This is a genomic window from Streptomyces sp. NPDC058955, from assembly GCF_042741435.1.
GTDB lineage: Bacteria > Actinomycetota > Actinomycetes > Streptomycetales > Streptomycetaceae > Streptomyces.
In genome coordinates, this window is the sequence record NZ_JBHYKM010000015.1 from 81,208 (window position 1) to 91,964 (window position 10,757).

Consider the following 10,757-nt stretch of genomic DNA (forward strand, 5'->3'; position numbering starts at 1 on the left):
CCCGGACCCCCCCCGCCGCCGCACCAGCGCGCAGGGGGGCCACCGGGCCCCGAATAAACCCCCCGCCCCGCACGCGCCCCCGGCCCATCCCACCACGCCGCGTCCGCGCCCGCGCTCCCCTCTAACCTGGGGGTATGGGAACGCGCGAGCAGGCACCGGTCGTCGCGGTGGTCGCGGCCGGCGGGGTGCTCGGCGCCTCCGCCCGCTACGCGGCCACCCTCCTCTGGCCGACCGCGCCCGACGCCTTCCCCTGGACGATCCTCGCGGTGAACGCGGCCGGCTGCGCCCTGCTCGGGCTCCTCATGGTCCTCGCCACCGAGGCCCCGGCCGCCCCGCACCCGCTGCTGCGGCCGTTCCTCGGCACCGGGTTCTGCGGCGGCTTCACCACCTTCTCGACGTACGCGCTCGACACCCGGCGGCTCCTCGGCGCGGACCGCACCGCCGCGGGCGTCCTCTATCTGGGCGGGACCCTGGTCACCGCGCTCGCCGCCGTCGTCGCCGGCGTCGCCGCGGGCCGGGCCCTGTGGGTGCGGAGGGAGACGGCATGACACGGACCGCAGGCCGGGCGCTGCGCCTGACGATCGTCGTCGGCGAGAACGACACCCGGCACCACCGCCCGCTCTCCACCGAGATCGTGCACCGCGCCCACGCCGCCGGGCTCGCCGGCGCCTCCGTCTTCCGGGGCGTCGAGGGCTTCGGCGGCTCCTCCCGCATCCACACCGCGCGGATCCTCTCGCTCAGCGAGGACCTGCCGGTGGCGATCCTGATCGTGGACGAGGAGGAGCGGATCCGCGCCTTCCTGCCCGAACTGGAGACCCTGGTGACGGACGGTCTGGTGCTGCTCGACGCCTGCGAGGTGGTGCGCTGGGCCGGCCGCGACGCCCCACCGGGACCGGCGCCGGACGGCGCGTCGGAAGGGACACCGGCGGAGTGAACTGGCTGTTCGTGGCGCTCGGCGCCGCCGTGGGCGCCCCGCTGCGCTACCTCACCGACCGGGCCGTGCAGGCCCGCCACGACTCGGTCTTCCCCTGGGGGACCTTCACCGTCAACGTCGTGGGCTCGTTCGTGCTCGGCCTGCTCACCGGCGTCACCTCGGCGCAGGCGAACCTGCTGCTCGGCACCGGCCTGTGCGGCGCCCTCACCACGTACTCGACCTTCTCGTACGAGACGCTGAAGCTGTACGAGGGCGGGGCGAAGGGGTACGCGGTGCTGAACGTGGCGGGCAGCCTGACCGCCGGGCTCGGAGCCGTATGGCTCGGAACCGAGGCGGCCGGGCTGCTGTAGCCGCGTCCGTCAGGCGGTGATCCAGTCGGAGGTGGCGATCACCGGCTGGACGCCGTCGCGGTGGACGGTGCCCTCGATGAGGCCGTACATGCGGTCCGCCGCGAAGTACACCTCGTTCTCGTTCTTCAGGCCGAACGGCTCCAGGTCCACCAGGAAGTGATGCTTGTTCGGCAGGTTCAGCCGTACCTCGTTGACCGTCGGCACGTTGTCCAGGACCCGGCAGGCCATCGCGTGCAGGGTCTGCTGGAGCGAGTAGCTGTACGTCTCCGCGAACGCCTCCAGCATGTGCCGGCGGGCCTTCCGGTACGAGCGGTCCCAGTCGTGCTCCGGGTCCGCCGCCGCCGTGGCCGAGTGCGCCCAGCGGGCGGTGACCTTGGTGGCCAGGATCCGGTCGTACGCCTCCTGGAGCGTCGTGTACTCGTCCTTGAGGAAGCCGTGGAACTCGGAGGCGGTCGAGTTCATCACCGTCAGGTCCTTCAGCCCGGACAGCACCTGGAGGCCGGTGGTCTCGCTGTACGTGACCTGCGCGGTGCGGATCTCCTGGCCGCTGCGGACGAAGGAGTGCTGCTCCTTGCGGGTCGGCACCGGGATCCGCTCCCAGGCGAACTCCTCGACGCGGATCTGAGCCTCGCGGATCACCTCCTGGGAGGTGACGAAGTGCCGGGCGAGGAGGATCGCGAACGCCTCGGGGGAGTCGACGCCGTGCTCCTTGGCGAAGGCGTAGACGGTGTTCTTGGTGGTGTCGGTCGGCAGGCAGTTGGCGTTGTCACCGGTCAGGTGGACGTCGCGGTACTCGCCGCGCAGCGCCACCGACACGTTCAGGTCGCGGATCTCGTGCCAGGCGCCGTCCTCGCCGCCCCTGCGGGCGATCCGGACGATGCGGTTCTCGGCCTTGCCGTACTGGTTCTGGGCCAGAACGTGCTTGCTCATGCAGCTCAGCTCCTGCGGGTACGCGGATACGGGTATCCCGTACGCCCGGCGTCCAGCGCGCCCGCGTCCCGCGGTGGTGCGCTCCCCGCCGTCCGGCCCGTGAACGGCGGACCGCCCCGGGACTGACGAGCATCCCGGTCCGTAGGTTGTGGCTCGAAGATAAGGGCCTTCCAGGTGGCTGGCAATGGGGGAACCGGGCGCGGTCAGCAGGGCAGCACCCGCGTCTCCACCGCCGGCAGGCCCTTCGCCCACCAGTGGTCGTAGCGCCCGTACACCCGCGGATCGCGGTCGGCGAGCAGCCGTCCCAGGGACGCCGCCTCGGCCGCGAGGCCGTCCCAGTCGGCGGCCGTCAGCGGGTGGAAGGCGGCCGCCTCGATCCCGCCCCCGACGGGTCGCCAGGCCCCGGCCACGTACCCGTCGACCAGCAGCGTGGGCAGCACGTCGCCGTTGATCCGTATGACGTGCCGGCGGTACGCGGCGGGCACGATCCGGCTGCGGTCCGCGTACGCCAGCAGCGTGCTGTCCCACATCGCCATCAGGCGCGGCGGGGCCGGCGCGGCCCCGTCCGGGCGGACCGCGCCCGGCAGGTCGTACAGCACCGCACCGTCCGGGCCGGACAGGAGCTCGGCCGCGCCCTCCCGGACCAGCGCGTCGAGCGCCGCCCGGGCCCGGCCGCGCTGCACCAGGCCGAACTGGGCCAGGTCCGCCGCCGACGCGGGCCCGAAGCCCGCCAGATAGCGGCGGGCCAGTGTCTCCAGGCCCCCGGCCGCCGCCTCCGGCCCGGTCCGCACCGGCTCGGGCCCCGCCGCGACGAAACCGGGCGAGACGGCGTACTGCCACGGCGGGCCGCTCGGCACGTGCCACAGCGGCGCGTACTGCCGCAGCAGCCGCCCGGCCGCCGGGGTGAGGCTGCCGCCGCCCCACGACTCCTCGGCCCGCGCCCGCAGTTCGTCGCCGGTGCGGGGCCGGTCCGCGTAGGCGAGGAGCTCCGGCATCAGGGCGTCCGCGTCGTCCGGGGTGATCCCGGTGTCGGTGAACCGCCGGTCGCGCAGCCGGCTGCCGCGCAGCGTCGGCTCCACCGCCTCCCGGAACGGCCGGTAGTCGTCGGCGTGGACGAGGTGCAGGGTGATCCGCATCAGGGTCGAGCGGACCAGCCGGAACCCCTCGACGGCCGCGTCGAGTCCGGCCGGGTCGAAGCCCGCCACCCGGTTCCACAGCGCCACGTACGGCGAGCCGGGCTGCTGCGCCTGGAGCGCCACCACCCGCCGGACCGCCTCCTCGACGCCGACCGGCTCCCGGGCCAGCAGCAACTGGCGGGCGAGCGTGGCCCGGTTGAGGGCGCGGGCGGTGAGGGCGGGCGGCGCGGTCGCGGTCATGGCCCCGATTGTGGCGCCCGGCACCGACACCCGCGGCGCCCGGCACCGACACGTGAGGCGCCCTACTGCTCGCGCAGCCCCCAGGGGGACCCGTACTCCGTGAGGAGGTCCAGGAAGGGGCGCGGGTCGAGGGCCTCGGCGCCGAGCACGCCGGAGCCGGTCCAGACGCCGGTGGCCAGCAGTTCGAGCGCGACGACCGGGTTGACGGCGGTCTGCCAGACGACGGCCTGGGAGCCGTACTCGCGCATCGACCACTCGTTGTCGACGACGTGGTACAGGTACACCTCGCGCGGCGCCCCGTCCTTCACGCCCTTCACCCAGGTGCCGGCGCAGGTCTTGCCGCGCATCCGGTCGCCGAGCGTGGCCGGGTCGGGCAGACAGGCCGCGACGACGTCGCGCGGGGAGACCCGGGTGCCGTCCGGGAGCGTCACCGGCTCCGTGCGGTCCAGCCCGACCCGGTGCAGCTCCTTCAGCGTCCGGATGAACTCCTCGCCGAGGCCGTACTTGAAGGTGACCCGGCGGGCGTCCACCCAGCGCGGGATCAGCAGCACCTCCTCGTGCTCCACGTTCACGCACTCCACCGGCCCGATGCCCTCGGGGAAGTCGAAGACCTCCGGCTCGCTGAACGGCGGCGTGGTGAACCAGCCGCGGTCCGCCTCCCACACCACCGGCGGGTTCAGGCACTCCTCGATGGTCGTCCAGATGGAGAACGACGGCGCGAAGTCGTAGCCGTCGACGGTCAGGTTCGCGCCGTCGCGGACCCCGATCTCCTCGATGGAGTCGAAGAGTTCCTCGGCGGCGTAGCGGGCGAAGACGTCCGAGAGGCCCGGCTCCACGCCGAGCCCGACCAGCGCCAGCCGGCCCGCCTCCTCCCACTCCGCCGCCCGCGCGAACTGGGCGTCGCCGAGCTTCACCCCGCACTCCTCGTACGGGCGCTCCGGGTGCGGCCGGGACAGCGACATCGCCATGTCCAGGTAGTGCGCCCCGGCCGCCAGCGCGGCCTCGAAGAGCGGCAGGACGAACCGCGGGTCGGTCGCGTTCAGCAGGACGTCGCAGCGCTCGCGCTCCAGGAGGGCGGTGACCGCCGCCCGGTCGGAGGCGTCGATCCGGGCGGCGCTGAAGCGGCCGCCCGACTCGCCGAGCGCGGCGACGGCCGCCTCGGCGCGGGACAGGTCGTAGTCGGCCACCACCATGTGGCCGAGGAAGGAGCGGCGGGCGGCGATCCGGGTGACGGCGGTCCCCACACCACCGGCACCGACGAGCAGGACGCGCATATCGACAAACCACCTCTCATCGTGATGAAAAAGACGGGTCCCGGGAGTGCGCCCATGAAAGCCGTCCGCCCGGACAAGGGTCAACGGCGTTGGCATAACCTGGGAAGAAGAGGAAAGAGGGGTTCTGATGCCTAAGAAAGTGGTGCCGGAGGGGGAGAGACGCCGTCGAAAGCCCGCGAAGGCGGGCGGTGTCGTCCTCTCCGAGCGGCTCTACATCGAGACCGCCCTGCGGATGCTCCAGGAGCACGGCAGGGACGGCCTGACCGTGCGCCGGCTCGGCGCGGCCCTCGGCGCCGACCCCAGCAGCCTCTACCGCTACTTCCGCGGCACCGACGACCTCCTGCTCGCCGTCGGCGACGAACTCGCGGGCCGCGCCCTGCGCGGCTGGGCGGCCACCGGCGACTGGCGGGCCGATCTGCGCGAGCTCGGCCTGCGCATCCACTCCGCCTACCTCGCCCACCCACAGGCGGCGATCCTCACCGCCAGCCGGGTCAGCGGCCGGTCCCACGAGATCGCCGCCGACGAGGCGGTCCTCGGCGTGCTGCGCACCGCCGGCCTCCCCGACGCCGAGGCGGCCCGCGTCTACCACGCCTTCATCGACCAGGCGCTGGCCTTCGCCGCCCTCGACGCGGCGGCCCTCGCCCTCCCGCACACCGCCCGCGCCGCCGACGAGGCCGTCTGGCAGGCCACGTACGCCCGCCTCCCCGCCACCACCCACCCGCACATCGCCGCCACCGCCCCCCGCCTGGTCGCCCGCATGAACACCAGCGCCTACCCGACGGCCCTGGAGATGCTCCTGGACAGCGCGGCGGCGGCCCTGGCGCGCGCGGCGGCCCCGCGGACCCCGGACGGCGGCGGCGCCGCGTAGGCCCGGCCGGGTGCCACGCAGGCCCGGCCGGGCGTCTGCGTCCGCGTCCGCGTCTGCGTCCCCGTCAGCGCGCCGCGGGGCGCGGCCAGGCCGCTGCGCGCAGGAGGCGGAGGCCGTTGAGGCCGACGAGGACCGTGGAGCCCTCGTGCCCGGCGACGCCGAGCGGCAGCGGGAGGGTGCCGATCAGGTCCCAGGCGACCAGGACGGCGATGAAGACGCCCGCGATCACCAGGTTCTGGACGACCAGCTTGTGCGCGGTGCGGGAGAGCGCGACGACCGCGGGGACGGCGGCCAGTTCGTCGCGCACGACCACCGCGTCGGCCGTCTCCAGGGCGAGGTCGGAACCGGCCCGGCCCATCGCGACCCCGCAGTGCGCGGCGGCCAGCGCCGGCGCGTCGTTGACGCCGTCGCCGACGACCAGCACACGGCGGCCCTCCGCCTCCCAGGCCCGTACGGCCGCCACCTTCTCCTCGGGCAACAGCCCGGCGCGTACGTCGGTGATGCCGACCCGCTCGGCAACCTGCCGCGCGGCCCGCTCGTTGTCGCCGGTCAGCAGGACCGGGGCGCGGCCGGTCAGCCGGGTGAGGGCGGCGACGGTCGCGGCGGCGTCGGGCCGGAGCCGGTCGGCGACGCCGAGGACGCCCACCGGCTCCCCGTCGCGCAGCACGGCCACCGCCGTCCTCCCGGACTCCTCCAACTCCCGCACCACGCGCGCGTGCCCGCTGTCGGCGCCGGTGGAACGGTCGGCGGCGTCGGCTCCGGCGTCGGCTCCGACTCCGGTGTCGGTGTCGGTGTCGGTGTCGGTGTCGGCTCCGGTGACGGCGAGCAGCCGTGCGGGGGAGCCGACCTCGATCCGCCGGCCCTCGACGGTGGCGGTGACGCCCCGCCCGGGCGCGGCGGTGAAGCCCTCCGCGGCGGCCAGGACGAGACCGCGCTCCCGCGCCGCGCCGACGACGGCCCGGGCCAGCGGATGCTCGCTCCCGTGCTCCGCCGAGGCGGTGAGCCGGAGCAGGGCGTCGGCGTCCAGGCCGCTGCCGGGCAGCGGGCGTACGTCGGTGAGGCGCGGGGTGCCCTCGGTGAGGGTGCCGGTCTTGTCGAGGGCCACGGCGTCGACCTGCCCGAGGCGCTCCATGACGACGGCGGACTTGGCGAGGACGCCGTGCCGGCCGGCGTTGGCGATGGCGGAGAGCAGCGGCGGCATGGTGGAGAGGACCACCGCGCACGGCGAGGCGACGATCATGAAGGTCATCGCCCGGAGCAGCGCGGACGTCAGGTCGTCGCCGAAGGCGAGGGGGACGCCGAAGACGGCGAGGGTCGCGAGGACCATCGACACCGAGTACCGCTGCTCGACCTTCTCGATGAACAGCTGCGTCGGCGCCTTGGTGCGGGACGCCTCCTCGACCATCCGCACGATCCGGGCGATCACCGAGTCCGAGGGGTCCCGCCCGACCCGTACGCGCAGGGCGCCGGTGCCGTTGACGGTCCCGGCGAACACCTCGTCGCCCGGCTCCTTGACCACCGGCAGCGGCTCGCCGGTGATCGTGGCCTGGTCGACCTCGCTCGCCCCGCCGACGACCCGTCCGTCCGCGCCGATCCGCTCCCCGGGCCGGACGAGGACGGTGTCGCCGACCGTGAGCAGCTCCGCGTCCACGGTCTCCTCGGAGCCGTCGGGCAGCAGCCGGGTCGCGGTGGCGGGCGCGAGGTCGAGCAGTCCGCGCACCGAGTCCGCGGTCCGCGCGGTCGCGACCGCCTCCAGGGCGCCGGAGGTCGCGAAGATGACGATGAGCAGCGCGCCGTCGAGGACCTGGCCGATCGCGGCGGCGCCGAGCGCGGCGACGACCATCAGCAGGTCCACGTCGAGGGTCCGCTCCCGGAGTGCCTTCAGCCCCTCCCAGCCGGGCTCCCACCCGCCGGTGGCGTAGGCGGCGGCGAAGAGCGTGCCCCACAGCCAGGCGGGGCCGTCGAGCAGGTACGGGAGGAGGGCGAGGAGGAAGAGGGCGAGCGAGGCCAGCGCCCAGCGCACCTCGGGAAGCGCGAGGGCGCGGGTGCGGGTGCGGAGGGGGGCGGGGGAAGGGGCGGCCGGGGCGGCGGCGGGGCGGACGGGCTGCCGGGAGTCCCGGCGCTGTGCGTCCCGGTCGCGCTGGTCGCGTTCATCGTGTTCATCGCGCTGATCGCGTTCATCGTGTTCATCGCGCTGATCGCGTTCATCGCGCCGGTCGTGCTGGTCGCGTTGGTCCAGGGAAGAAGGCATGGCGGGGCGACCCTTCGCGGGCAGGCGGCATCGGCCCCACCACCATAGCGGAACACCTGAACAGCTATTCATGTGTCATCCGTATGATGGGCGCATGGGCCACGGAATCGACACCGCCACCGGCGCGACCCCCCGCGAACGGCTCGACGCCGTCGGCACCGCGGACGTCGCCGCCACCCTTCAGGCCCTCGCCACCCCCTCCCGCCTGTACATCCTCGCCAGGCTCCAGGAAGGCCCCTGCTCGGTCGGCGACCTCGCCGAGGCCGTCGGCATGGAACCCTCCGCCTGCTCCCACCAGTTGCGCCTGCTGCGCAACCTCGGACTGGTCACCGGCGAGCGCCACGGCCGCTCGATCGTCTACGCCCTGTACGACAACCACGTCGCCGAACTCCTCGACCAGGCGCTCTACCACGTGGAGCACCTGCGCCTCGGCGTCCGCGACACGGCCGCGGAGCCGTCGGCCTCCTGACGGCTGCGGCGCGCTCCGGGGGCGGCGCGCTCCGGGGCGGCGCGCCGCGAGGCCGGACGCCCCCCTCCCGTACGAAGAATGGGGTGGAACCGTACGAACCACCCCGCGGGAGACGCCCGTCCATGAGCACGACGACCCCACCCCCCGTCCGGATCGGCGCCCTCGCCCCGCTCACCCGCCCCGGCTGGACCGAGGCCGGCCGACACCTGCTCGCCGGCCTCGAACTGGCCGTCGGGGAGGCCAACGCGGGCGGAGGGATCGACGGCCGGCCGCTGGAACTCGTCGTCAGGGACACCGCCGCCGACCCGGACCGGGCCGAGGCGGCCGTGGACGAGCTGGCCGGGCTCGGCGTGGCCGCCCTGGCCGGCGAGTACCACAGCGTCGCCGCCCGCGCGGCGGCCGCCCGGGCCGACGCCCTCGGCCTGCCGTTCCTCTGCTCCTCGGCGGTCCTCGACGCGCTCACCGAACGGCCCACGGACCGGGTCGCGCGGCTGGCCCCGGCGCAGTCCCACGGCTGGCGCGTCTACGCCGACTTCCTCCTCGCCGCCGGCCGCACCCGCGTCGCGGTCGCCGCCGAACCGAGCCTCTACTGGGCGGCTGGCACCCGCATCCTCCGCGACCACCTGACCCCGCGGGGCGGCACCGTCACGGAACTCGACGCGCGCGCCCTGCCCCCCGCGGCGCTCTGCGACGCACTCGCCGCCGGAGGCGCCACGGCCCTCCTGCTCCTCACCGGCTTCCCCGACCCGGCCGTCCCGATCGTGAGGGCGGTCCGCCGGGACCCCCGCCTGGACGACGTCCTCGTCGGCGCGCCCGCCGGCCAACCGGAGTTCCCGGCCTGGGAGGAACTCCTGGGCGAGGACGGCGCCGCGATCCCGTTCCTGCGCTACCTCCCCGTCCGCCCCACCCCGCTGGGCGCGCGCGTGGAGTCCGCCCTCCGGTCCCGCCTCGGCGCGACGCCCTCGTTCGTGGCGTTCGAGGGGTACGACACGATCACCGTCCTCACCGAGACCCTCCGCGCCCACGGCACGGACCGCGCGACCATCGCCGGCGCGTGGCCCCACGTGACCGTCGAGGGCACCCGCGGCGCCATCCGCTTCACCCGCCCCACCGACACGCCCGTCCAGCAGTGGACCTGGCCCCCCGTCCAGGTGACCGACCGCGACCCGGCCGCCCCGGCCCGCTTCCGCACCCTCCACACCGCACCCCCGGAACACCCCCGGCGGTGACAGCGGCACCGAGGGGCAGTTCCCGGGCGACTGCCCCTCGCGCCCCCGACGCGTCACTAGCTTCACTCCCGGAGCGAGGCGCGCTCCAGAACAGGGAGACGGAACGATGAAGCGACCCTTGGTACGTCTGACTCTCGCCCTCACCGCGGTGCTCGGCCTGACCGGCCTCGCCGGCGCGGGCACGGCCGCGGCCGACACGGCGACGGTCGAATCGACGGCCGTCACCACCGAGTACTTCACCGGCTTCGGCACCGGCTCGTCCGCCTGGACGGCCGAGTCCTCCGCCTACAACGACGCCTACGTGAAGGCGTCGTTCGCCGGCTACGCCCGCTACACCTGCTTCCCGTCCGGCATCCCGTACACCCGGCAGATCAGCCAGTACATGTACTGGTCGAACGCCACGGTCCGCTGCACGAAGTGACCCCGAGGCCCCCGACCCCCTGATCCACCGGCCGCGGAACCGGCCGCAAAAAAGGACCCTCCCGAAGGAGGGTCCTCTGCGTGCGCCCCCGGCAGGACTCGAACCTGCGGCCAAGTGCTTAGAAGGCACCTGCTCTATCCGCTGAGCTACGGGGGCCGGTGGTGGCCTCGGGCCTGGTGGCCCTGGTGGGTGGGGTGGGGCTGCCGGGACAAGGATAGGGGTCCTGGCGGCTCGGGCCCGGTGCTTCGCCTGCGTGGCACGATGTGGAGGTTCGGTGAAGCGAACCGATAATCGCAGGCAGGTGCGATTCGCGCAGCGCTTTTCACGCCACTCGGGGCGGGTGTTGTGCACTCGTTATGCCCGGGCTTCCGGTCGGCCTCCCCTTCTTCGGCGCGCAGGGTCGCCATACGCTTCAAAAACGCTCATAAATTGGGCATTCTTCGCATGTGGTGACCTTGGACGAACGGCCTCAGCTGATCGACGCACTCTCGGCCCTGCGCGACCGAGTCGCGGCCGTGCGTCTTCCCCTTCCCCTTCCGGGCGTGCCGCGCGCCCGGCAGACCCGGGCCGGGCGGGAGGGGCCCCCCCAAGCCAAAACGGTGGGCCCGGGGTATGGCCCCCCCGCCCCGCCGCGACCCGGCGGGGGGGGGGGGTC

The 10,757-nt window shown here is 74.6% G+C and carries 11 protein-coding genes and 1 tRNA gene; 7 read left to right on the forward strand and 5 right to left on the reverse strand.

What is annotated here, in order from left to right; translation table 11 throughout:
- Positions 1-134 precede the first annotated feature (134 nt).
- From crcB (ACFW1I_RS09350) to crcB (ACFW1I_RS09360), 3 genes are read left to right on the forward strand one after another with little or no spacing between them, the layout of a single operon-like run.
- Positions 135-548: a fluoride efflux transporter CrcB gene (gene crcB / locus ACFW1I_RS09350; protein WP_384667895.1), complete on the forward strand. Its 414-nt coding sequence runs from the start codon at positions 135-137 to the stop codon at positions 546-548.
- On the forward strand, positions 545-934 hold the full coding sequence (locus ACFW1I_RS09355; RefSeq protein ID WP_384667898.1) for a DUF190 domain-containing protein: 390 nt from the start codon (positions 545-547) through the stop codon (positions 932-934). The genes crcB (ACFW1I_RS09350) and ACFW1I_RS09355 overlap by 4 nt, the downstream gene beginning before the upstream one ends.
- Entirely contained in the window at positions 931-1,284 is a 354-nt protein-coding gene (gene crcB, locus ACFW1I_RS09360) for a fluoride efflux transporter CrcB (protein WP_384667900.1), read from the forward strand. The genes ACFW1I_RS09355 and crcB (ACFW1I_RS09360) overlap by 4 nt, the downstream gene beginning before the upstream one ends.
- Before the next feature lie 9 nt (positions 1,285-1,293).
- On the opposite strand, the gene pucL is transcribed toward crcB (ACFW1I_RS09360), so the two are convergent.
- From pucL to ACFW1I_RS09375, 3 genes are all read right to left on the reverse strand, one after another.
- Positions 1,294-2,214 carry a factor-independent urate hydroxylase gene (pucL, locus tag ACFW1I_RS09365; RefSeq protein WP_384667903.1) on the reverse strand — a complete coding sequence of 307 codons (921 nt, stop codon included), beginning with the start codon at positions 2,212-2,214 and terminating at the stop codon, positions 1,294-1,296.
- A gap of 203 nt (positions 2,215-2,417) precedes the next feature.
- Entirely contained in the window at positions 2,418-3,590 is a 1,173-nt protein-coding gene (locus ACFW1I_RS09370; RefSeq protein ID WP_384667906.1) for a winged helix DNA-binding domain-containing protein, read from the reverse strand.
- 62 nt (positions 3,591-3,652) lie between these two features.
- Positions 3,653-4,864 (reverse strand): saccharopine dehydrogenase family protein, encoded by a 1,212-nt coding sequence (locus ACFW1I_RS09375; RefSeq protein ID WP_384667908.1) that lies wholly within the window; start codon positions 4,862-4,864, stop codon positions 3,653-3,655.
- A gap of 127 nt (positions 4,865-4,991) precedes the next feature.
- On the opposite strand from ACFW1I_RS09375, the gene ACFW1I_RS09380 reads away from it, so the two are divergent.
- Complete coding sequence (locus tag ACFW1I_RS09380; RefSeq protein WP_384667911.1) at positions 4,992-5,732, forward strand: TetR/AcrR family transcriptional regulator; 741 nt, start codon at positions 4,992-4,994, stop codon at positions 5,730-5,732.
- A gap of 64 nt (positions 5,733-5,796) precedes the next feature.
- Here the strand turns inward: ACFW1I_RS09380 and ACFW1I_RS09385 are convergent, their stop codons facing one another.
- A complete protein-coding gene (locus tag ACFW1I_RS09385; protein ID WP_384667914.1) occupies positions 5,797-7,983 on the reverse strand; it encodes a heavy metal translocating P-type ATPase in 2,187 nt (728 codons plus the stop codon).
- Positions 7,984-8,077: 94 nt separating this feature from the next.
- On the opposite strand from ACFW1I_RS09385, the gene ACFW1I_RS09390 reads away from it, so the two are divergent.
- From ACFW1I_RS09390 to ACFW1I_RS09400, 3 genes are all read left to right on the forward strand, one after another.
- Positions 8,078-8,452, forward strand: coding sequence for an ArsR/SmtB family transcription factor (locus ACFW1I_RS09390; protein WP_384667917.1), 375 nt, complete (start codon positions 8,078-8,080; stop codon positions 8,450-8,452).
- 122 nt (positions 8,453-8,574) lie between these two features.
- Positions 8,575-9,681, forward strand: coding sequence for an ABC transporter substrate-binding protein (locus ACFW1I_RS09395; RefSeq protein WP_384667920.1), 1,107 nt, complete (start codon positions 8,575-8,577; stop codon positions 9,679-9,681).
- Between the two features lie 106 nt (positions 9,682-9,787).
- Positions 9,788-10,102 carry a hypothetical protein gene (locus ACFW1I_RS09400; RefSeq protein ID WP_384667923.1) on the forward strand — a complete coding sequence of 105 codons (315 nt, stop codon included), beginning with the start codon at positions 9,788-9,790 and terminating at the stop codon, positions 10,100-10,102.
- Between the two features lie 83 nt (positions 10,103-10,185).
- On the opposite strand, the gene ACFW1I_RS09405 is transcribed toward ACFW1I_RS09400, so the two are convergent.
- Positions 10,186-10,258 (reverse strand) — tRNA-Arg (locus ACFW1I_RS09405).
- Between the last annotated feature and the right edge of the window lie 499 nt (positions 10,259-10,757).